The organism is Streptomyces sp. NPDC127190, assembly GCF_042672505.1.
In the GTDB taxonomy this organism is placed as follows: Bacteria; Actinomycetota; Actinomycetes; order Streptomycetales; family Streptomycetaceae; genus Streptomyces.
In genome coordinates this window covers 1-21,497 of sequence record NZ_JBHXVE010000015.1, presented here as the reverse complement: position 1 = coordinate 21,497, position 21,497 = coordinate 1, and the positions used below count along the sequence as shown (strand labels likewise).

The following is a 21,497-nucleotide window of genomic DNA, read 5'->3' as shown; positions in this document are numbered from 1 at the left end:
CTCGGCGGGGCGAACAAGAAGAACTTTAGCCTGCGACCTGCCAGAAAGTGAAATCCGGGGTCCGGGAGGCTCCTGGCGCTCAGTCGTCGTCGCCGAGGACGGGCTCCGGGAGGGTGCCCGCGTTGTGCTCCAGCAGGCGCCAGCCGCGGCCGCCCTCGCCGAGCACGGACCAGCAGCAGTTGGAGAGGCCGCCGAGGCTCTCCCAGTGCCGGGGCTCCAGTCCGAGGAGCCGGCCGATGGTGGTGCGGATGGTGCCGCCGTGGCTGACGACGACCAGGGTGCCGTTCTCGGGCAGCTTCTCGGTGTGCCGCAGGACGACGGGGGCCGCCCGGTCGGCGACCTCGGTCTCCAGCTCGCCGCCGCCCCGGCGGACCGGCTCGCCGCGCTTCCAGGCGGTGTACTCCTCGCCGTGGCGGGCGAGGATCTCCTCGTGCGTCAGCCCCTGCCAGACGCCCGCGTACGTCTCCCTGAGGCCTTCGTCGTGGGTGACGTCGAGGCCGGTGAGCTCGGCCAGCTCGGCGGCGGTCCGCGCCGCCCGCTGGAGGTCCGAGGAGACGATCGCGTCGGGGCGCAGGGAGGCGAGCAGCCGGGCGGCCCGGCGGGCCTGGCCGAGCCCGGCCTCGGTCAGCTCGACGTCCGTGGAGCCCTGGAACCGGCGCTCCACGTTCCACGAGGTCTGGCCGTGCCGCCACAGGATGATGCGGCGGCCGCGGCCGGTGCGGTCGGTCACCTCACCTGTGGCGCTCATCACCACTCCCCGCCCGGCTCCTGGTCGGCCTCGGCGGCCTGCATCCGGGCGTGCTCCTCGGCCTTGCCGCGGGTGGCCTTGGCGTCGGCGGACAGCTCGATCTCGGGGCAGTCCTTCCACAGCCGCTCCAGGGCGTAGAAGACCCGCTCCTCGCTGTGCTGCACATGGACGACGATGTCGACGTAGTCGAGCAGGATCCAGCGGGCGTCGCGGTCGCCCTCGCGGCGGACCGGCTTGGCGCCGAGCTCCTTCTGGAGGCGCTCTTCGATCTCGTCGACGATGGCCTTGACCTGGCGGTCGTTGGGTGCGGAGGCCAGCAGGAAGGCGTCCGTGATCGACAGGACGTCGCTGACGTCGTAGGCGATGACGTCGTGGGCGAGCTTGTCGGCCGCCGCCTGGGCGGCGGTGTTGATGAGCTCAAGGGAACGGTCGGTGGCGGTCACTACATGGCTTTCCGTCGGCGGTCACTGAACCTCAAGGGTCTCACGGACCGCCGGGGGCACCCAGGTGATTACCGCGTCACCCGGGGTGCCCCCGGTCGTGCTCAGGACGAGGACGGCTTGTAGTCCTGGCCGAGGACCACCGAGACGTCGGCACCGGAGGAGACGGAACCCTTGGTCACCGAGGCGGCGGGCAGGCCGAGGGTCTTGGCGACCTCGGCGGCGTTGTCCTTGTCCGCCGCGTCCGCGTAGACGACCTTGGAGGCGGTCTCGGTGCCGGCGGCGGTGCCGCCCTCCAGGAAGGTGAAGCCGCCGTTGAGGAGGACCACGCGGGCCTTCTGGGTGTCGTCCTTCACACCAGTGGCGTTCTGGACGGAGACCCGGACCGCGGAGCCGGCGTCGGGGCTCTTGGCGGCGCCGCCGAGGATGTCCTTGACCACGCTGTCGCTGGTCCTGGCGCTCAGCGTGCCGTCGGCCTGCACGGGCAGCAGGGCGGTCTTGTACGCGCCGGTCTTGGCGAGGTCGGCGAGCTTGGCGAGGAAGGCGCCGAGGTCCTTGTCGGTGAGCGAGGGGTCGAGGATCTGCGCGAGGGTCTGCACGGTCGTGGTGGCCGAGGAGGGGTCGGAGGACATCTTGCGCAGCACGCCCTGCACGACCTGGCCGAACCGCTCCAGCTGGGCGGTCTGGGACTCGCCGGGCGCGCGGTAGGTGGCGTAGGCGACGGCCATCTTGCCGCTGAGGGTCTGGCCGGTGCCCTTGTGGACGAGCGGCTCGGCGCCCTTCTTCTTGCTGTCCGGGTCGGGGACGTCCGTGTTGGTGTCGATGTCGATGTTGCCGACCAGTTCGACCAGGTTCTGGAGGTAGGGGGTGTCCAGCCGCCAGGTGCCCTGGATGCTGGTGCCGAGGACGGTGTCGAGCTGGTCGCGGGTGCCGCTGGAGCCGTCGTCGGCCACGGACTTGGCGAGGGTGGTGGTGGAGCCGTCGCCGTCGGTCAGGGCGAGGGAGTTGGGCAGCAGGACGGTGGTGCCCTGCTTGGTGGTGGTGTTGTCGACCAGCAGCACGGTGGAGGTGCCGCCCTTGCCGGTGTTGTGCAGATGGACGACGATCACGTCCCGTTTCTGCGCGGCGACGGGCGTGCCGGTGCCGGCCGTGCCGCCGGAGGACGACAGGCCGGGCAGCTTTCCGGCGTACCAGAGGTAGCCGACGCCGCCGACGGCCACGAGGGCGAGGACGACGAGCAGGGCGACGATCCGGCTGCGGGCGCGGCGGCGGGCCTCCTCGCGGCGTTCGGTGCGGTTCTCGGTGAACTTCAGCCAGTCGATGACGTCCTCGGAGTCACCGTCCGGCTCCTCGACGAAGGCGAACTGCTCGGTGCGGTAGTCCGGTTCACCGGGGGCGTGCCCGGTCTCCGCGGGGGCCGGCGGGTCCTCCGCGGGGCCGGCCTGCTGCGGGATGTAGGGGGTCTGTTCGGCGACCCGGGGCTGCTGGCCGCTGCTCGCGGCCTGCCCGTAGGGGTCGTGACCGGGTGCGCCCTGCGGGCCGGCGGCGGTTCCGGCGCCGGTGCCGTGCGGGGCGTACGGGTCGTACGGGGACGAGCCGTAGGGGTCGTACGGCTGGTGCCCGGACCCGTACGACGGGGTCTGCTGCTGGTCCGTGGCGTAGGGGTCGTAGCCGTAGCCGCCCTGCTGGGCGTACGGGTCGTAGGTCTGCTGCGGTGCCTGCTGTGCCGGGACCTGCCGGTACACGGGCTGTCCGTACTCGTCGTAGCCGACGAGTTCGTAAGGGCCGTCCCCGTACCCCGCGTCGTATCGCTCGTTCACCGGTGCCCCTCTCGGCTCACTCGCCGCGGTACAGCTCGCGCTTGGCGATGTAGCGCACGACCCCGTCCGGCACCATGTACCAGATGGGTTCGCCCTTGGCGACCCTCGCGCGGCAGTCGGTGGAGGAGATGGCCAGCGCCGGCACCTCGACGAGCGAGACGCCGCCCTCCGGCAGGCCCGGGTCGGTCAGGTGGTGGCCGGGGCGGGTGACGCCGATGAAATGCGCGAGAGAGAAGAGTTCCGCCGAGTCGCGCCAGGTCAGCAGCTGCGCGAGGGCGTCGGCACCGGTGATGAAGAAGAGGTCGGTGTCGGGGTTGAGGGCGCGCAGGTCCCGCAGGGTGTCGACGGTGTAGGTGGGGCCGCCGCGGTCGATGTCGATGCGGCTGACGGAGAACTGCGGGTTCTCGGCGGTGGCGATGACCGTCATCAGATAGCGGTCCTCGGCCGGGGAGACCTTGCGGTGGGACTTCTGCCAGGGCTGGCCGGTGGGGACGAACACCACCTCGTCCAGCTGGAACTGCGCGGCGACCTCACTGGCCGCCACCAGGTGGCCGTGGTGGATCGGGTCGAAGGTGCCGCCCATGACGCCCAGGCGTCGCTTGCCCTCGTGGGCGGGGCCGTGGCCCGGCTGGTACTGCCGGTACTGCGGATGCTCGACCGTGGTCTCGGCGTTCTCGGCGCTCGCGTGCGCCGGACCGGTAGGCATGTCCTGCTCTCCCATGCGTGCAGACCCTACCGGCCCGGCTTCGGGCTCCCTGCCGGGGACGGCCTCGCGGCTCAGCGGTCGCGGTTGAAGCGGGTGGTGATCCACAGCAGAAGCAGCAGGATGACGAGGGCGCTGCCACCGGTGACGGCCGGGTTGAGGCTGTTGTGGTTGCCGCCCTCGCTCTCGGCGAGGGTGACCAGCTGGGCTGCGGCGCTGTGAAGGCTCATCTTCGGCAGGACCTATCGCGTGTGGGCGGGATAAAGATGTCGGCCCATCGTAAGCGGGCGGTCCCGAGGCGATCACGCCGACTCCGCCGTTGGGGAGGAGCGGTGCCCGTCCCGGGGCCGGCGGCGGGGAACTTTCCCCGGCGATCAGTCGTCCTTCCGCTTGTAGCCGCGCAGCAGGAACCAGGCGGTCAGTGCACAGCCCAGGACCATGACGACGAGGACGATGCGGAGCAGATTCCCCGCCCCGTGCTGCTGGACGGCGCTCGCGGCGGCCTCGGTCAGCCAGGTGGCTGCGGGGTGGTGCTCCATCACGTGGACTCCTTCGGCTGTACTGCCCGTCCACCGTAACTCGGCCTAGGCTGGGCCCTGCCTCGGGGGCGCACCGGGTTCTGACACGCACATGGGGGAAGACATGTCCGACGACGGCCACCAGCAGACGGGGCACGAGCGGGTGCCCAGCCGGCAGCGCAGGCGCTTCCCGGGAATCTCCTCGCGTGCGTACGAGCATCCGGCCGACCGCTCGGCGCTGGTCGCGCTGCGCAAGCTGAGCGGGTTCGACACGGTGTTCAAGGCGCTCAGCGGGCTGCTGCCGGAGCGGAGCATCAGGCTGCTGTTCCTGTCCGACTCGGTGCGGGTCTCCGAGCGGCAGTTCACGCATCTGCACGACATGCTGCTCGACGCCTGTTACATCCTGGATCTGGAGAAGGTCCCGCCGATGTACGTCACGCAGGATCCGCAGCCCAACGCGATGTGCATCGGGCTGGACGAGCCGGTCATCGTGGTGACGACCGGGCTCGTGGAACTGCTGGACGAGGAGGAGATGCGGGCGGTCGTGGGCCACGAGGTGGGCCACGCGCTGTCCGGCCACTCGGTGTACCGCACGATCCTGCTGTTCCTGACGAGCCTGGCGGTGCGGGTCGCCTGGATCCCGCTCGGCAATCTGGCGGTCATGGCGATCGTCACGGCGCTGCGGGAGTGGTTCCGCAAGTCGGAGCTGTCCGCCGACCGGGCCGGGCTGCTGGTGGGCCAGGACGTCCAGGCCTCGATGCGGGGCCTGATGAAGATCGCGGGCGGCAATCATCTGCACGAGATGAACGTGGACGCGTTCCTGGAGCAGGCCGAGGAGTACGACTCCGGGGGCGATCTGCGGGACTCGGTGCTGAAGATCCTCAATGTGCTGCCCCGCTCGCACCCGTTCACCACCGTGCGGGCGGCCGAGCTGAAGAAGTGGTCCGAGTCGCGGGACTACCAGCGGCTCATGGACGGTCACTACCCGCGGCGCAGCGAGGACGCGGACGCCTCGGTCAGCGACTCCTTCCGGGAGTCTGCGGCGAGCTACGCCAGCGATGTGAAGGACTCCAAGGATCCGCTGATGAAGCTGGTCACGGATCTCGCGGGCGGCGCGGGGGAGCTGGGCGGCCGGTTCCGGCGCGGTTTCAACGGCTTCACCAGCCCGCCCCCGGCCAAGGACGCGGACGCTCCGCCGGAGGACGACGAGTAGCGGTTCAGCCCGTCGGGCGGGTGCTCTGCGCCAGGGTTCCGCACAGTGCCGGGGGGTTGTCCGTGTCGTAGAGGTTGGTGCCCGCGGGGCCGCCCGCCCTGGCCGTCTGGCCGGCCAGCAGGGGCCGCAGGTAGCTGGTGGAGTCGTCGGCGCAGGACAGCGGGCCGGCCTGGGTGTGGGCCGTGACCAGCTGGGCCTGGCGGGTGCGCAGGTCGTCGCGGTCGAAGCGGAAGGTCAGCTCGCGGCGGACCATGAAGAGGGAGGCGGGCGCGTCGGCGGCGGCGTGGGCGGGGCGCAGGGCGTAGACGAAGAGGTGGTCGGCGGTGACCTCCAGCGTCGCGGAGTCGGTCTCGACGGCCGTGAGGTCGCCCTGGACGCGGATGCGGTCGTCGGCCAGCTGGACGCGGGAGGGGTCGAGCCGGACCAGCCAGCCGGTCGGGGCGTGCCGTCCGTCGGCCGCCGGGCGGGCGAAGCTCTGCTCGAACTGGTCGAGCTGGTCGGGGTCGATCAGGGCGCGGGCGGGGCCGGTCTGCCGGCCGGTGAGCACCTCGGGGTAGAGCGAGGAGCGGACGAGGTAGTCCTTGGCGATGCTGAGCGCGGCCACGATCTGGCTTTCGGAGAAGTGCGCGGTGGCGCGGGAGGCGGGCAGCGGTATCCCCTCCGCGCCGATCTCGAACTGTGCTGCGGGGCTGTGTGCGTACAGGTGCTCGGCGTCGGGGTCTCCGGGCACCGTTCCCTGGGGGGCGAGCGGGACGACCGTCATCCGCAGCGGCTGCACCGGGCGCCGGGCCTCGGGGGCGTACGGGTGGCGGACGCCCATGTAGACCGCGGTGGCGAAGGCGACGGCGATCAGCACCACGAGGACCAGGAGCTGCCGGGTGAGTCCGCGGGACAGCGGCGGACGGCGGCGTACGGCGGGGGCGCGGTCGGCCATCCGCTCCTCGGCGGAGTACTCCCGGAGCCGGGCAGCGCGGACGAACGACTCGTCGAAGACGACGGATCGGTATTCGTCCTCCGCACCTCCGGGGCCGCCCTCGGGTGTCCCCTCCGGTGGGTCTCCAGGCCCGCCCATACTTTCAGAGTAGGTCTCGGGAGCCCCGGGTAAACGCCCTGGTACCGACAACTTCTGACAGGTTCTCAACAGGTGCCGGGCGCCGGTTCCCCGCGGGCGGCGGGGCCGGGGTTCAGGGCGAGCGCGGAACGGCGGAGATGGCGGGCCGGTCGGAGTCGGCGGACACGGAGGGGGTGGCGGCGGCGCCCTGTTCCAGGCCGGTGGGGGCGTGGGCGGGCACCCGGTCGCGGGTCCCGCCGGAGGAGCCCCGGTAGACCGCGGCGAAGGCCAGCGCGACCATGCCGATGCCCATCACGACGGCGAGCACCCAGGCGACGGGGCGGTGCCAGCGGACCTGCTTGCCGTGGCCGAAAGGGGCGTAGGGACGGTCGAGGAGGAAGGTGTCCTCCAGGTCGTCGTCGTCCGGGTCGTGGCCGAGGTCGGTGCCGTCGGGGCTGTACCGCTCCTCGTAGCGCTCGCCTCGGGCGCGGGCGCGGCGGGCCTCCGCCTCGGAGGCCTCGGCTCTGGCCTGCGCGGCGGCCACGAGGCGTTCCACGGCGGTCGGCTCATGGACCGTGGCCGCCTGGACGAAGGCCTCGTCGAAGACCACGGAGGCGAACTCTTCGTCCGACACCCCGTGGTCGTGGTCGTCGTCGGGCTCCCAGCCGTCAGGGAACGGCGTGCCCCCCACGTCCTCCGGCACGGATCCAGAGTAGACCTGGGGGGTCAATTTGGGCAGACGGTATGGAAGTTCGTCTGACTGGTGAGACACCTTTTCGGCCGTGTGCCGCCCTTTACGGACATACGGCCGATCGGGTGAAACCTCAGGGGCGTACGTGTCCGTCGCCGGTGACGATGTACTTGGTGCTGGTCAGCTCCGGCAGGCCCATCGGGCCGCGGGCGTGCAGCTTCTGGGTGGAGATGCCGATCTCGGCGCCGAAGCCGAACTGGCTGCCGTCGGTGAACCGGGTGGAGGCGTTCACGGCGACGGTGGTCGAGTCGACCAGCTGGGTGAAGCGGCGGGCGGCCGCCTGCGAGGTGGTGACGATCGCCTCGGTGTGGCCGGAGGTCCACAGCCGGATGTGCTCGACGGCCTTGTCCAGGGAGTCGACGACGGCGGCGGCGATGTCGTAGGAGAGGTACTCGGTCTCCCAGTCCTCGGTGGTGGCCTCCACCACGGTGGCCTTGGAGTCCTTGCCGTAGGCCATGACCCGCTCGTCGGCGTGGACGGTGACGCCGGCCTCGGCGAGGGCGTCCAGGGCGCGGGGCAGGAACTCGGCGGCGATGTCCTGGTGGACCAGCAGGGTCTCGGCGGCGTTGCAGACGCTGACCCGCTGGGCCTTGGAGTTGATCAGGATCTCGATCGCCGTGTCGATGTCGGCCTGGGCGTCGACGTAGACATGGCAGTTGCCGGTGCCGGTCTCGATCACGGGGACGGTGGACTCGTTCACCACCGTCTGGATGAGGGAGGCGCCGCCGCGCGGGATCAGCACGTCGACCAGGCCGCGGGCGCGCATCAGCTCGCGGACGGAGTCGCGGCTCTCGCCGGGCACCAGCTGGACGGCGTCGGCGGGCAGCCCGGCGCCGCCGACGGCGTCGCGGATCACCCGGACGAGGGCGGTGTTGGACTCGTAGGCGGAGGCGGAGCCCCGCAGCAGGACCGCGTTGCCGGACTTCAGGCAGAGGACGGCGGCGTCGACGGTGACGTTGGGGCGGGCCTCGTAGATGATGCCGACGACGCCGAGCGGGACCCGGACCTGGCGCAGGTCGATGCCGTTGGGCAGGGTGGAGCCGCGGACGACCTCGCCGACCGGGTCGGGCAGCTTGGCGACGTCGCGGACGTCGGCGGCGATGGCGCGGACCCGCTCGGGGGTGAGGGTGAGCCGGTCGACGATGGCCTCGCTGGTGCCGTTCTGCCGCGCCTTGGCCACGTCCTGGGCGTTGGCCTCGACGATCTCGGCGGTCCGGACCTCCAGGGCGTCGGCGATCGCGAGCAGCGCGTCGTCCTTCACGGCACGCGGCAGCGGCGCGAGGTCGGCGGCGGCGGCCTTGGCCCGGTACGCGGCCTGGGTGACTGGGGACATCGAGTCGTACGGCGAGAGCGTGGTCATGAGGGAAGGGTAGTGCGCCGGGGCGGGCGGTCCGGTGACCGTCCCACACCCCGAGACGGGACGAAACCCCTCAGAAGGGGTGCACGCCCACCGGGGTCGCGGGTGCCGGTCCGTAGCCCTTGGCGATGCGCTGGTGGTAGGTCTCGCGGTCGATGACCTCCAGGCCGACGATCTCCCAGGGCGGCAGTCCGGCGCTGTGCCGGTGCTCGCCCCACAGGCGCAGCGCCACCGCGGCGGCGTCGTGCAGGTCGCGGGCCTCTTCCCAGTACCGGATCTCCGCGTGGTCGGTGGCGTATCTGCTGGTCAGCAGGAAGGGGTGGTCGTGGGCGAGCTGTTCCAGGGCCCGCCGCAGCTCCGCCAGCGGGACCTGCTCGCCGGAGACGCTGAGGGTGACATGCCACAGGCGGGGCAGGTCCACGGGCTCGTCGTAGGCGTCCCCGGCCGCGACACTCGTCAGAGCACCGCGGGACGCCGCCTGCCCAGGGCGCACTCGTCTCACGACGGCCTCCTTCACAACCGCTCGGGAACATGTTCCTGAGTTCTCAGTTGAGCAGGCCCTATGGGTTTGTGGGGCGGTTTTACGGAACGTCCCCCACCGGGGGCCGTCGTTACGCCCCGGTTTACGCGTGCAGCAGCACCAGGTCGTCCCTGTGTACGACCTCGCGTTCGTACGCCGGTCCCAGCTCGCGGGCCAGCTCCCGGGTGGAGCGCCCGAGCAGCCGGGGGATCTCCTTGGCGTCGAAGCTGACCAGTCCCCGGGCCACCGCGTGACCGGCCGCGTCGCGCAGCTCGACGGGGTCGCCGGCGCTGAACTCGCCCTCCACGGCGGCGATTCCGGCGGGCAGCAGCGACTTGCGGCGCTTGACGACCGCGTCCACCGCGCCGTCGTCCAGGGTGAGCGCGCCCTGCGGGGTGGAGGCGTGCTGGAGCCAGAGCAGCCGGTCGGCGGAGCGCTTGCCGGTGGGGTGGAACCAGGTGCCGGTGTCGCCGCCGCCCAGGGCGTCGGCCGCGTGCACGGCGCTGGTGAGGACGACCGGGATGCCGGCGGCGGCCGCGATCCGGGCGGCCTCGACCTTGGTGACCATGCCGCCGGTGCCGACCCCGGCCTTGCCGGCGCTGCCGATCTCGACGCCGGCCAGGTCCTCGGGCCCGCGCACCTCGGCGATCCGGGAGGTGCCGGGCTTGCCGGGGTCGCCGTCGTAGACGCCGTCGACGTCGGAGAGGAGGACGAGCAGGTCGGCGTGGACGAGGTGGGCGACGAGGGCGGCGAGACGGTCGTTGTCGCCGAAGCGGATCTCGTCCGTGGCAACGGTGTCGTTCTCGTTGACGATCGGGAGGGCGCCCATCGCCAGCAGCTTGTCCAGGGTGCGGGAGGCATTGCGGTGGTGGGCGCGGCGGCTCATGTCGTCGCTGGTCAGCAGCACCTGGCCGACGCGGACGCCGTAGCGGGCGAAGGAGGCGGTGTAGCGGGCGACGAGCAGTCCCTGGCCGACGCTGGCGGCGGCCTGCTGGCGGGCCAGGTCCTTGGGCCGGCGGCGCAGGCCGAGGGGGGCGAGACCGGCGGCGATGGCGCCGGAGGAGACGAGGACGATCTCCCGCTCTCCCCCGCTGCGGCTCTTGGCGAGGACGTCGACGAGCGCGTCGACCCGGTCGGCGTCGAGGCCGCCGGCGGCGGTGGTCAGCGAGGAGGAGCCGACCTTGACGACGATCCTGCGGGCCTTGGCGACCTGATGCCTTGCCGCTGACACGTGCTTCCCTCCACCCTCGCGCCCACGTCCCGTCGGGCGTGGCCGTAGCAATCTACGCGATGTGCACGGAGCGTGCCCGGACGGTCCACAGGGCGGACCGGCGGTCAGAGGTGGGCGAGGTCGTTGACGAGCGCGCCGAAACCGATGAGCGACCCGATTCCGGCGACGATCCTGAACCGGTCGGGTGTCATTCTCGGATTCCGTGCCGCCGAAGTCATGGATTCCAGGAGATCGAAGACCCGGAGCCCGAAGTTGCGGTAATCGATCGCCACGAAAAAGAAGAAGAAAGCGGGGACCGCGGAACAGAGAATCCGAATGATCTCGGGCATGCGGATCCTCCCTGGCCGTCGGTGGTGAACCCGCACAACGTACCAGCCCCCTGCCCCCCCGACCAGGGGGAACAGGGGGCTGGATCTCATTGATCAGCGAATTCGGCCGATGCCTTTACCGAAGGGCTACCAGAGGGCGTGCCAGAGCTTTCCGAGGGTCAGCGACCCCACGAGCTTCGGCATGTCGGCGACTCTGGTGATACCGGTGGTTCCCGATCCGAAACTCGCGCCGAGTCCCATCTGGAGACCCCAGCCGCCGGAGAAGGAATTCACCGTGTCACCGCGGGCGTTCTTCGTCGCGTACGTGCCGCGCCAGCCACCGCTGAACGGACCGAACTGGCCGTCGATGCCGGACCCCATGCCGCGCAGCTCGTTGAGCGAGTCCGCGTTGCTGAACAGGCCGCTCAGGCTCAGACCTGCTGCGGCCTTCGGACCGACCGTGTCCTCCTTGGTGTAGGTGAAGGCCCACGCTGTCTTGCCCTTGGCCGAGGTGGTCCGGACGAGACAGATACTGCGGGACTTGCCGAAGGCGATCGCCGCACCGGCGGTGCCGCAGATACCCGTGGTGTTGGTGTAGCTCCCCAGGTAGTTGCCGATCTTCTTGATGGCACCCAGCAGATCCGGGCCCTTGCCCATCTGTCCCGGCGCCAGGGTGATGGCGTTCTGGACGGACGTGTTGATGGTCGGGATGAGCTTCTTGATCAGCGCCTTGGCCTGCTGGATGGCGTCCTGCTTCGCGACCGAGCCGGTGTCCACCAGGGCCCAGCTGCCCTGCGGCTCGTCGGGCCCGGTGTCCACCAGGGCCCAGCTGCCCTTGGGCTGCTCCGGGGGATCGAAGTCCGGCATGTGCATCAGCCCGGTCGGGTCGCTGTAGTTGACCGGGTTGTTGCCCGAGTAGCTGTAGCCGCTCAGCGCCTGGGGGTCGTACGGCTTGATCAGTTCGTCGGGACTGATGAACCGGCCCAGTGCCGGGTCGTACATCCGCGCGCCGAGGATCGACAGCGAGGTGCTGTCGTCCTCCGGCTTGCCGAGGAAGCCCCGGTCGAGGTCGGACGGCAGGGTGCCGCCCACGCTGCGCTGCTTGCCGAACGGGGTGTAGCGGCGGCGGATCACCGCTCCGCCCATGGCGATCAGCAGGGACGTGGACGCCTGGGCGTCGTCCGCCAGCCAGGTCAGCTTGCCGTTCGCCGAGCCGTCGCCCTCGCGCAGCGCGACCGTGGTGCCGGCCGCGGAGTACAGCCGCGTCGCCTTCACGCCCTGGCCGGCGGCCTTGTGCAGCTCATGGCCGTCCAGGTAGAGGACGTTCTCGTCGTGCGAGGTGCGCAGCAGCAGGTTGCCGGCCGGGTCGTAGACGTAGCCGGACACCTGGTCGCCGGTGGACTTGTGCACCGTGATCTGGCTGACCCGCTTCTGGGCGTCCCAGCCGATGGTGGAGCTGACGCCGTTGACCGTGCGGGTCTCCATCTGGCCCGCCGCGTTGTAGCCGAAGCTGTCGGATCCGGCCTTGGTCGCCGCGTGCGGGTGGGCCTGGCCCGCCGTGTACGTGGTGCCGTCGGCGCTGTAACCGGGGTAGCCGTACTGCTTGGTCGTCGACCCGCTCGCCGTGGTGTCCGTGACGGACATCAGGTTGCCCAGTTCGTCATAGGTGTACGACTGGTTGTACGGGTCCAGGCTGCTGCTCAGGTCGGGCGTGGCCGCGCCGGTGCAGCCGTCGGTGGCCTCGGTGGTCCACGCGTGGCCGAGCCGGTTCAGCTCGTCGTACGTGAAGCACTCGCTCTGCTTGGCCACACCGTCGGTGACACCGGTGACCTGGCCGCCCAGATCACGCGTGAAGGTGTCGTCCTGCGCGGTGCTGGTGGTGCTGCCGCTGGTGACCGTTGTCTTGATGTTGGACAGCAGGCCGCTGCCGTCGGTGTCGTTGTAGGCGTAGGCGCGGTTCACCGTGGCGTCCGAGCCGCCGGCGCCGAACGCGCGGCCGTTGAGGCGGCCGAGACGGTCGTAGCCGATGTTCGACTGGTAGGTGGCCAGCGGCGAGGAGACCTGGGACGGCAGGCCCTGGGCCGAGTACGTCGTGGTCACCGTCTCCGCGGGCAGCTGACCGGCCGACGCGTCACCTATCTGCGGGTAGCTGACCGACGTCATGTGGTTGGCGAGGTCGTAGCCGTAGCCGAAGGTGTAGGTGCCGGCCAGACCGGAACCGTCGTCCGGGATGACGTACTTCCGGCCCGTGATCCGGCCGCGGGCGTCGTAGCCGGTGATGCTCTCGGTGTACGCCTTGCCGTTCGCGTACGTGGTCGACGCGGCCAGCTGGCCCACACCGCCGGGGGCGGTGTCGTAGTCCAGCCTGGACAGGACGGTCGTGCCCTGCGAGAGGGTCGTCTGCCGCTGGAGGTTGTCGTACTGGTAGGTGAGCGTGGTGCCGTTGTCGGTCTGGGTGCTCTCCTTGCCGTTCTCGTCGTAGGTCGTCGAGGTCGATCCGGCGTCGGGGTCGACCGCCGAGGTCCGGTCACCGGCCCAGTTGTAGCCGTAGGTGGTGACGTTGCCCTTGGCGTCCGTGATCGTCTTCAGCTTGCCGCTGCGCGTGTACGTGTACGACGTGCTGCTCGGGCCGGTCGGCCCGTACTGGACCACCTTGGTGGTCTGGCCGAAGACGTCCGTGTAGGTGTCGCTGCGCTCGCCGGTGGCGGGCACGGTCGTGGTGTGGTCGCCGTAGTAGTACGTACGGCTGTGACCGGTCGCCTGCGCCGTGCCGTTGACCAGGATCTGGGTCTGCGTGGCGCGGCCCGCCCAGTCGATGATCGGGTCGGTGTACGACGGCAGGTCGGCCACCGTCGGCAGCACCATCCCGGAGCCCGCCGCGCTGGAGTTGTAGAAGGCGGTGGAGACGCCGGTGACGTTGCCGGAGGTGTCGTAGCGGGTGGAGACCACGTCCCGGCCGGTGCCGTCCGGCGCCGTCGTCTGGGTCTCGCGGGCGCGGCCGAGGCCGTCGGAGTACGCGTAGGAGTTCACGTACGTCGTCCCGGACTGAAGGACGCTCGACGTCACCAGCGCCGGGCCGGTGACCGAGTCGGGCACGCCGTCGCTGTTGGTCGCGGTCGGGATCGTGTAGGTGAACTTCATCGACGGGCTGCCGTCGGGGTAGTTGCCGATCTCGGTCGCCTTGAACACCTGGCTGGTGCGGCCCACGGAGTCGAGGACGATCCGGGTGGTGTGGCCGTTGGCGTCGAGGATCCGGTACGGGACGCCCCACAGCCGGGAGGAGTAGGTGGTCGAGGACGCGGCGGTGCCCGGTCCGCTGCCGTCCGGGTCGGGCGTGGTGACGGTGACGCCGCTGGTCGGCCAGGTCGTGTTCGGCGAGTAGACCGTCGTGGTCTTCTGGCCCTTGCCGTCGTAGGAGGCGGTGACGCGGCCGGCGCCGTCGTAGTCGTACCGGGTCGAGCGGTGGGTGCTCGCGTCGGTGTAGACCTGCTTCTCCGTCGGGTTGCCGTCCACCAGGGCCGCGTCGTTGTTCGCGACCGAGGTCGAGCCGTCGTACAGGGTGACCTTGTACGAGTCCTGGTTGGCGGAGCCGCGTGAGGCGCAGTCCGCCGCGTAGTGGCGCTCCTCGTCCTCGAAGACCATCCAGCGCTTGACGTCCGAGTTGGGGAAGTTGGCCGTGTTGTAGGCGCGGCCGTAGGTCGTGCAGCGGTTGTCGTCGACGTTGACCTCGCCCCAGTCGTTGGTGCGCAGGGGCAGACCGTAGGTGGTGCTGGTGGAGGAGGTGTCGTCGAACTCGTTGTTGACGACGTGCTCGCGCCAGCCCGTGGAGGTCAGGTCGTCCGTCGTGGTCTTGCTCTCGCGCACGAAGCGGGCGTCGGGCAGGCCGTCGTAGTGGGCGGTGTCGTGGACCCAGTACTCCTGGCGGACGCGCTGGTGCGAGTTGCCGTCGCCGTCGCGCTTGGAGTACTCGAGGTTCCGGCCGGCCAGCCAGGCGGAGTCGGTCCAGGAGGTGCCGTAGCCGTCGGTGACCGAGACGCTGCGGGTGGCGGAGGAGTCCGTCTTGGAGGTGCGGTCGCCGTCCAGGCCGCGGTAGAGCCAGTAGTAGGTGGAGGCGGCGTTGGACTTGGTGCCGGAGAAGACCTCGACCTGCTGGTAGCCGCGCCAGTCGTTCCAGGTCTCGTCGGAGTCCGGGATCAGCGGGTCGTTGGTGTACCGCCAGCCGGCGCCACCGTGGTACTGGTACGTCGTGGTCATGACCGGGTCGCCGTCGGAGTTCGCGCCCTGGCCGACGCCCGGGTCCACGGAGACCTGGGTGACCAGGTACTTCTTGAACCAGCCGGTCTTGTTGGTGGAGGAGCCCTCGGGCGTCCACTTCTGCCAGAAGCAGTCCTCGGTGTTGGAGGACTCGCTGGGCAGGTTGTTGATGTCGCAGGCGTCCGGCTGGCCGTAGGTGACGCTGGTCACCGAGCCCAGGTCGCCGTAGATCTTGTTCACCCGGCGGAAGTTGAGGGTGGAGGAGCCGACCTGGTTGTCCAGCCACTCACCGTTGAAGTTGATCACCGGCAGGCGCTGGTCGGGGCCGTCGCCGTAGCCCTTGCGCTGGACGTAGTCCAGCCACAGGGTCTTGCCGACGGTGCCGTCGGGGTTCGGCAGGCCGTACTTCATCTGGTACTGCATCGCCGGGTCCCACGTGGTGCCGCCGTCGTCGCTGACGTAGGTCTTGATGTCCCACAGCATGTCGGTGCCGAAGAACGTGGGGTAGTACGTCTTGCCCGCGCAGTAGTTGTCCGCCGAGGTGCCGTCGCACATCAGGTCGGTGGGGACGTCGGGGTAGGAGTCGGGGTTGGAGGAGATGCCCGGGCAGGCCGCGGGCTCCTTGCCCAGCGGGTCGGCGTCGCTCATCCGCTCCACGCAGCGGCCCACATGGCTCAGCTCGACCTTGGCCGGCAGCAGGGCGTTCGGGATCTGGGAGGCCCAGCCGTACTCGATGCGGGTCAGGTAGCTCCCCGCGTCGTAGGCGCGGGCCTGGTCGGTGTTGATCACCGAGCGGTAGTGGTTGACGAACTTGTCGTAGAAGTAGGCGTTCTCGACCTCGTTGGGGTCGACCACGCGGTCCAGGTTCCAGCGCCAGGCCTGGGTGCAGGGCTCGGGGAACGTGGAGTGGCAGGGCTCGCCGGTGTCGTCGCCGGCCACCGGGACGGTCAGCACGGAGTGGGTCGCGTCACCGGTGCGCTCGGCGCGGCCCCAGCCGAAGTAGTAGCGCATGCCGTCCTGGCTGGAGATCACCCAGTACTCGTCGTCGGCGCCGTGGCCGCCGCTCAGGTGCTGGACGCGCCAGCCCGGGTCGTCCTGCACGTGGTAGGAGCCGGTGCCGTTGCCGTCCTGGACGAGGGCCGAGTTCACGCCGTTGAGGCTGATGACGTACTCGGCGCCGTCCGGCTCGGTGCTGGGGTTCGGCGACTGCCAGCACAGGTCGCCGACGGTGTTGTTCACGTCCTGCGAGCAGTTGCGGTAGACGCGCTGGATGTAGCCGACGTCCAGATTCCAGCCCATGCCGGCCCAGGACGCCTGGTTGTTCGTCGCCGAGGTGCGGCCGTCCACCGACTGGGAGTCGTACGTCAGCGACAGGTCCGGCGTGGTGCCGAAGGGCGCCTTCGGCAGGGTGACGGGCAGGTCGTAGGTGAAGTCGCCGGAGCCGGTCGACACGTCCCACTTGCCGGTCGGGCTGAGCGTGGAGGCCCGGTAGTCGCCCGCGTCCGAGGACGAGCCGGTGGTCAGCGTCGTCACCGTGGAGGTGGTGGCCGCCATCGCCATCATGCCGGACGACGGGGTGCTCGCCGTGGTCGCCGGGTCGGCGTCGGCGTAGACGGTCGCCGTCAGCCTGCCGGACTTCACGTCGTTGTGGACGGGCAGGTAGCGGCGGGTGTCCGGGGAGCAGCCGCGCTTCTTCGGCGTGGTGAGCGCGCACGCGGGCATCTGCACCAGGCGCAGCCGGGAGGCGAAGTCACCGCCGTAGGCGTACTTGAAGGCGTTGTAGTCGATGGTGACGCCGACCGGCCCGGGGGCGGGCTTGTGGTCCTTGCGGGTCAGGCGGAGCGCCATGCCCACGCCGCCGATCGACTTGATCTTCTTGCGGTCCAGGACCTGCACGTCGACGTCGCCGGGCGTGGAGCCGGACGGGGTGAAGTCCCGGCCGCCGGTGAGGGCGTCCTTGGCGGGCTTCTGGCCGAGGGCGAACGCCGTCTGCGGTGGCAGACCCGCGGTGCGGACCTGGGCCGCCGTCGGGGTCCGCACCGCCACCACGGCGGCCTTGGCCGCGGCGCCGCCGGCCGAGGCGTCGACGACGGCGCCCGAGGGCGACACGGCCAGGGAGTGCCCGGACCGGGCCTCAGCGAGGTGCACCCGGGCGCTCACCCCCTTGGGCCAGGTCACCTTCGGCGCCTTGGTCATGGTCGGCTCCGCCTGCTGCTCAGGCACCTTGTCGCCCTTGCGTGCCGGCACGCTCACGGTCCTGTCCTTGGGCTTCGCCACGGCAACCGACGCGGCGAAGGCAGGGGCGGACAGGAGAGCGGACAACAACGCACTGGAGACCGTCACGACGAAGCCGCGTCTGTACGACGCAGGTATCACAACGCCCCACCCATCTGGCCGAAAATCGACCCCAAAACGGTCAAAAAGAGCGTGCCGCGACACGAAGGCATCACAAGGCCGACGCATAGCGATCACGCGTAGGCGGGAGACTAACCAGATCTTTAATCGCGCCAATACCGGGCAAAGTGGATCGCTACCCACCAAATTCCGGGGCCGCTTGAGGGAAGCTTTGCGCTGCCATGACCAACGGAACATTCGATTCCGTCGTCTCTACCGCAATCGATTCCCAGGTGCTTTAATTACCGGCCAGCAATCCAGCCAACTCGGACATTGGCGCTTTTTCTTTTCTCACCCAGGGGGCTTCCGTCACCATGCTCGATCGCAGACGCTTTCTGCGCACAGGAGGCGCCATCGCCGGCGCGGCGGCCGTTCCCCTCGTCGCCGTCGGCGCCGCCGAGGCCGTCTCGCACGCCCGGCGGACCTCCGCCCGGCAGGACGACGCCACGCCCGGCTCGGTCACCGCGAGCAAGCGGTTCGACCTGACCGACCCGTCCGACATGCTGCTGCGCGAAGTGCAGTTGACCGGCACCCGGGTGCTCCAGTCCTTCGCCTTCGACAACACCCGCGGGCATCTCTTCATCGTGCAGCTGGTCGACGGCGGAATCCCGCTCCCCGGAGAGACGCAGACGTACTCGGGCGCCGACCGCGAGGCCAACGGCGACCTCGTGCTGACCCGGCTGGACCTCTCCGGGAACATTCTCGGCTCGATGTATCTGCGCGGATTCGGACACGGCGTGCAGATAGGCGTCGAATCCACCGCGTCCGGCTCGTATCTGTGGACCGAGACGCACAGCGTCCGCTCCGCGAACACCGATGGCACCTACACCGGCTGGGGCGACCGGCTCGCCCGGTTCAAGTTCGCCAACGGCACGTTGCTCACCGCGGACTCCCCCGCGCTCACCCCGTACACGCTGGAGAGCGGAGTCGACCGCACCACCTGCACCATCGACCCGGTCAACAACCGGCTCGCGGTCCGCTGCCGGGTCAACGGCGCCTTCCGCTTCCGGCTTTACGACCTCGCCGCCTTCAAGTCGGGCGGCCGGACCACCCTCGCCGACGTCGCCCAGCCCGCCGACCTGCAACCCGGATACACCGACGTCTTCCAGGGGTTCGCCAGTTACGGCAGCTACCTCTACCTGCTGGCCGGTTCCGCCTACGGCAGCAACGGATCGGTCTCGCCGGACGGCAACACGTTCATCACCACCGTGGACTGGAACACCGGTTCGGTCGTGGAGCAGAAGCTCACCAAGGCCGCCTACTCCCTGCTCTACCGGGAGCCCGAGGGCATGGCCATCCAGATCCCCGACCCCGCCAACCCGTCGGCGGTGCGGCTGTGCAGCGGCTTCGCGTCGTACACCTCGGACACCGACCAGAGCAAGCGGGCCAGCATTTACTACAAGGACGCGCTGATCTGATACCAAGGCGTACGGCCCGGGCGGGCCGGAGGTGAGCTCCGGGTGTGCCGGGTGAGCTCCGGGTGAGCCGGGGTGAGCCTTGCCACACCCGCGCTGACCAGCGGCGGACGGAGCGGGGTAAGAACATCACACCGGTCGCGTTGGGGTACGCTTAAATCAACGTTAACCTGGCACTTCTTGTGCCTTCTCGCGTCCGCGTCCCGCAGGCCAGCCAGCGGGGCGCGGTTGCGTCTGACCGACAGTCCAGGAGCCCCAAGCATGCCCCTCGCGAATGGAAGCGCTTCGCCGAAAATAAGCGTGGTTGTCCCTGTTTATAAAGTTCAGGGGTATCTGCGCGCGTGCTTGGATTCCATCCTCTCCCAGTCCTTCGAGGACTTCGAGATCGTCGCCATCGACGACCACTCCCCCGACGCCTGCGGCCGCATACTCGACGAGTACGCCGCCCTCGATAACCGGGTCATACCGGTGCACTTCGAGGAGAACCGGGGCATCGGCAAGGCCCGTGACGCCGGTGCGCTGAAGGCCCGCGGCGAGTACATCCTGTTCCTGGACAGCGACGACACCCTCGCCGAGGGCGCGCTCCAGGCGATCGCCGAGCGCCTCGAGGTGACCGGCAACCCGGACATCCTGCTCCTCAACCACGTCCGCACCTACTGGACCAACCGCGTCCAGGCGAGCGCGGCCGGCGAGATGCTCGCCGCCGCCGGCACGGACGTCTTCACGGCGCTGGAGCGGCCCGAGTACCTCGGGATGTTCGCCGTGGTGTGGAACCGCGCCTACCGCCGCGAGTTCTACGTCGACCGGCACAACTTCACCTTCACCGACGGCATCTACGAAGACGCGCTCATGGTCTACAAGACCATGCTGACCGCGGAGCGCATCGCCGCCACCGACCACGTCTGCGTCGAGTACCGCCAGCGCCGCCAGGGCAACTCCATGCGGACGCCGGGCCGCAAGCACTTCGGCATCTTCGAGCAGTACGCCCGTCTCTTCGAGTTCCTCGACGAGCGCCCCCACCTGGAGCCGGTGCGGGCCCTGCTGTTCGAGCGCGCGGCCAGCCACTACCTGTTCACCCTGGCCCGTGAGGACCGCATCGTCCCGAAGGACCGCGCGGAGTTCTTCAAGCTGGCGGCCGCCAACTACAAGCGCTACAAGCCGAAGGGCTTCGTGCTGCCGGAGGGCTCGCAGGGCGTCCGGTTCCAGCTGCTGGAGCGCGGCTCCTACACCGCGTACGCGGCGGTGACGGCCGCCGGCAACACCCGCCGCCAGGTGATCAAGCGGGCCACCAAGGTCAAGACCAAGATCGGCAAGGCGGCCTACAACCGCCTGTACCAGCTGCACCTGCGCCGCCCGGTCGACGAGAACCTCGCGGTCTACGCGGCCTACTGGAACCGCGGTGTCGCCTGCAACCCCGCGGCCATCTACCACAAGGCCAAGGAACTCGCCCCGAACGTCCACGGCGTGTGGATCGTGAAGCGCGACGCGGTGGACACCATCCCGGCGGGCGTCGACTACGTGGTGGCGAACTCGCCCCGCTACTGGGAGGTCATGGCGCGCGCCAAGTACCTCGTCAACAACGTCAACTTCCCGAACAACTTCGTGAAGCGCCCGGAGCAGGTCCACCTCCAGACCCACCACGGCACCCCGCTGAAGCAGATGGGCATCGACCAGCAGCGCTACCCCGCCGCGGCGAAGGGCATGAGCTTCGGCAAGATGCTGGAGCGGGCCGACAAGTGGGACCTCAGCCTGACCTCCAACCAGCACTCCACGGAGATCTGGGAGCGGGTGTACCCCTGCGCCTTCGAGGCGGTCGAGTACGGCTACCCGCGCAACGACGTCTACTTCCGCGCCACCGGCGACGACGTCCTGCGGATCCGCCGTGAACTGGGCATCGAGGACGGCAAGAAGGCCATCCTCTACTGCCCGACCGTGCGCGACTACCAGAAGGGCTACGTCCCCCGGATCGACCTGGAGCGGTTCTGCCGGGAACTCGGCCCGGACTACGTCGTCCTGGTCCGCACCCACTACTTCTACGGCGCCGACCCGCGGCTGGCCGTGCTCCAGGAGCGGGGCCTGATCAAGGACGTGTCGCGCTACCCGGTGGTGGAGGACCTCTGCCTGGCCGCCGACGCGCTGATCACGGACTACTCCTCGATCATGTTCGACTACGCCTGCCTCGACCGCCCGATCGTCACCTACGCCGACGACTGGGAGGTCTACCGCAAGGCCCGCGGTGTCTACTTCGACATCCTCTCCGGCAAGCCGGGCGAGACGCCGGGCGCGACCGCGACCACCGAGGACGAGCTGATCGAGGTCTTCCGTTCCGGCGCCTGGCAGAGTGACCGGGCCGCGGAGCTGCGGTCCGCGTTCCGTGAGCGGTTCGTGCAGTTCGACGACGGCAACGCCGCCGAGCGCGTCGTACGGCGGCTGTTCCTCGGCCAGGAGCCCACCCCCGAGGTGCTGCCCCTGGACGAGCGCACCCCGGCGCCCTCGCCGGCCGCCATCGCCGCCGCGCACATCCCGCTTCAGCCGACCGGTGAGCGCGGTCTCATCGGCGCCTGAGACATGCAGAACGAGAGAGACGAGCACCACATGGTTCCCCGCCCCGCCGTGACGAAGGCCGTCATCCCGGCGGCGGGCCTCGGCACCCGGTTCCTGCCGGCCACCAAGGCCACGCCCAAGGAGATGCTGCCGGTCGTCGACAAGCCGGCGATCCAGTACGTGGTCGAGGAGGCCGTGTCGGCGGGGCTCGACGACGTCCTGATGGTCAC

At 70.1% G+C, this 21,497-nt stretch carries 17 protein-coding genes; 4 read left to right on the top strand and 13 right to left on the bottom strand.

Annotation, left to right across the window (positions count from 1 at the left end; translation table 11 throughout):
* Positions 1 to 79: 79 nt before the first annotated feature.
* The 6 genes from ACFVIU_RS22725 to ACFVIU_RS22700 form a co-directional block, all read right to left on the bottom strand.
* Positions 80 to 748, bottom strand: a complete 669-nt coding sequence (locus tag ACFVIU_RS22725; protein ID WP_385844608.1) for a histidine phosphatase family protein — start codon at positions 746 to 748, stop codon at positions 80 to 82.
* The gene (gene rsfS, locus ACFVIU_RS22720; RefSeq protein WP_385844606.1) at positions 748 to 1,191 is read right to left on the bottom strand and encodes a ribosome silencing factor; all 444 of its coding nucleotides are present in this window, start codon (positions 1,189 to 1,191) and stop codon (positions 748 to 750) included. The genes ACFVIU_RS22725 and rsfS overlap by 1 nt, the downstream gene beginning before the upstream one ends.
* A gap of 101 nt (positions 1,192 to 1,292) precedes the next feature.
* A complete protein-coding gene (locus tag ACFVIU_RS22715) occupies positions 1,293 to 3,008 on the bottom strand; it encodes an LCP family protein (RefSeq protein WP_385844605.1) in 1,716 nt (571 codons plus the stop codon).
* 16 nt (positions 3,009 to 3,024) lie between these two features.
* Positions 3,025 to 3,729 (bottom strand): nicotinate-nucleotide adenylyltransferase, encoded by a 705-nt coding sequence (gene nadD / locus ACFVIU_RS22710; protein WP_385844604.1) that lies wholly within the window; start codon positions 3,727 to 3,729, stop codon positions 3,025 to 3,027.
* 56 nt (positions 3,730 to 3,785) lie between these two features.
* Positions 3,786 to 3,941 carry a hypothetical protein gene (locus ACFVIU_RS22705; RefSeq protein WP_385844602.1) on the bottom strand — a complete coding sequence of 52 codons (156 nt, stop codon included), beginning with the start codon at positions 3,939 to 3,941 and terminating at the stop codon, positions 3,786 to 3,788.
* Between the two features lie 144 nt (positions 3,942 to 4,085).
* Positions 4,086 to 4,250, bottom strand: coding sequence for a hypothetical protein (locus tag ACFVIU_RS22700; protein WP_385844601.1), 165 nt, complete (start codon positions 4,248 to 4,250; stop codon positions 4,086 to 4,088).
* Between the two features lie 103 nt (positions 4,251 to 4,353).
* Here ACFVIU_RS22700 and ACFVIU_RS22695 point away from each other — a divergent pair, with 103 nt between their 5' ends.
* Complete coding sequence (locus ACFVIU_RS22695; RefSeq protein WP_385844600.1) at positions 4,354 to 5,442, top strand: M48 family metallopeptidase; 1,089 nt, start codon at positions 4,354 to 4,356, stop codon at positions 5,440 to 5,442.
* A 4-nt stretch (positions 5,443 to 5,446) separates the two neighbouring features.
* On the opposite strand, the gene ACFVIU_RS22690 is transcribed toward ACFVIU_RS22695, so the two are convergent.
* The 7 genes from ACFVIU_RS22690 to ACFVIU_RS22660 form a co-directional block, all read right to left on the bottom strand.
* Entirely contained in the window at positions 5,447 to 6,514 is a 1,068-nt protein-coding gene (locus ACFVIU_RS22690) for a hypothetical protein (protein ID WP_385844598.1), read from the bottom strand.
* A gap of 112 nt (positions 6,515 to 6,626) precedes the next feature.
* Positions 6,627 to 7,223 (bottom strand): hypothetical protein, encoded by a 597-nt coding sequence (locus ACFVIU_RS22685; protein WP_385844596.1) that lies wholly within the window; start codon positions 7,221 to 7,223, stop codon positions 6,627 to 6,629.
* Positions 7,224 to 7,317: 94 nt separating this feature from the next.
* Positions 7,318 to 8,604, bottom strand: coding sequence for a glutamate-5-semialdehyde dehydrogenase (locus tag ACFVIU_RS22680; RefSeq protein WP_385844595.1), 1,287 nt, complete (start codon positions 8,602 to 8,604; stop codon positions 7,318 to 7,320).
* A 70-nt stretch (positions 8,605 to 8,674) separates the two neighbouring features.
* On the bottom strand, positions 8,675 to 9,103 hold the full coding sequence (locus ACFVIU_RS22675; protein WP_385844593.1) for a hypothetical protein: 429 nt from the start codon (positions 9,101 to 9,103) through the stop codon (positions 8,675 to 8,677).
* Between the two features lie 121 nt (positions 9,104 to 9,224).
* Positions 9,225 to 10,352, bottom strand: coding sequence for a glutamate 5-kinase (gene proB / locus ACFVIU_RS22670; protein ID WP_385844591.1), 1,128 nt, complete (start codon positions 10,350 to 10,352; stop codon positions 9,225 to 9,227).
* Between the two features lie 104 nt (positions 10,353 to 10,456).
* Positions 10,457 to 10,681: a hypothetical protein gene (locus ACFVIU_RS22665; RefSeq protein WP_385844590.1), complete on the bottom strand. Its 225-nt coding sequence runs from the start codon at positions 10,679 to 10,681 to the stop codon at positions 10,457 to 10,459.
* Positions 10,682 to 10,807: 126 nt separating this feature from the next.
* The gene (locus ACFVIU_RS22660) at positions 10,808 to 17,167 is read right to left on the bottom strand and encodes an RHS repeat-associated core domain-containing protein (RefSeq protein ID WP_385844588.1); all 6,360 of its coding nucleotides are present in this window, start codon (positions 17,165 to 17,167) and stop codon (positions 10,808 to 10,810) included.
* Between the two features lie 455 nt (positions 17,168 to 17,622).
* Here ACFVIU_RS22660 and ACFVIU_RS22655 point away from each other — a divergent pair, with 455 nt between their 5' ends.
* The 3 genes from ACFVIU_RS22655 to ACFVIU_RS22645 form a co-directional block, all read left to right on the top strand.
* Positions 17,623 to 18,726, top strand: a complete 1,104-nt coding sequence (locus tag ACFVIU_RS22655) for a Tat pathway signal sequence domain protein (RefSeq protein ID WP_385844587.1) — start codon at positions 17,623 to 17,625, stop codon at positions 18,724 to 18,726.
* A gap of 258 nt (positions 18,727 to 18,984) precedes the next feature.
* Entirely contained in the window at positions 18,985 to 21,288 is a 2,304-nt protein-coding gene (locus tag ACFVIU_RS22650) for a CDP-glycerol glycerophosphotransferase family protein (RefSeq protein ID WP_385844586.1), read from the top strand.
* Positions 21,289 to 21,318: 30 nt separating this feature from the next.
* On the top strand, positions 21,319 to 21,497 hold a 179-nt coding region (locus ACFVIU_RS22645; RefSeq protein WP_385844808.1), incomplete at its 3' end, for a sugar phosphate nucleotidyltransferase.

Bases quoted from the DNA above. Each gene is read 5' to 3' on its own strand.
- ACFVIU_RS22725 (WP_385844608.1), bottom strand. From the start codon at position 748: ATGAGCGCCACAGGTGAGGTGACCGACCGCACCGGCCGCGGCCGCCGC.
- nadD (WP_385844604.1), bottom strand. From the start codon at position 3,729: ATGGGAGAGCAGGACATGCCTACCGGTCCGGCGCACGCGAGCGCCGAG.
- ACFVIU_RS22705 (WP_385844602.1), bottom strand. From the start codon at position 3,941: ATGAGCCTTCACAGCGCCGCAGCCCAGCTGGTCACCCTCGCCGAGAGC.
- ACFVIU_RS22700 (WP_385844601.1), bottom strand. From the start codon at position 4,250: ATGGAGCACCACCCCGCAGCCACCTGGCTGACCGAGGCCGCCGCGAGC.
- ACFVIU_RS22695 (WP_385844600.1), top strand. From the start codon at position 4,354: ATGTCCGACGACGGCCACCAGCAGACGGGGCACGAGCGGGTGCCCAGC.
- ACFVIU_RS22690 (WP_385844598.1), bottom strand. From the start codon at position 6,514: ATGGGCGGGCCTGGAGACCCACCGGAGGGGACACCCGAGGGCGGCCCC.
- ACFVIU_RS22680 (WP_385844595.1), bottom strand. From the start codon at position 8,604: ATGACCACGCTCTCGCCGTACGACTCGATGTCCCCAGTCACCCAGGCC.
- ACFVIU_RS22665 (WP_385844590.1), bottom strand. From the start codon at position 10,681: ATGCCCGAGATCATTCGGATTCTCTGTTCCGCGGTCCCCGCTTTCTTC.
- ACFVIU_RS22655 (WP_385844587.1), top strand. From the start codon at position 17,623: ATGCTCGATCGCAGACGCTTTCTGCGCACAGGAGGCGCCATCGCCGGC.
- ACFVIU_RS22650 (WP_385844586.1), top strand. From the start codon at position 18,985: ATGCCCCTCGCGAATGGAAGCGCTTCGCCGAAAATAAGCGTGGTTGTC.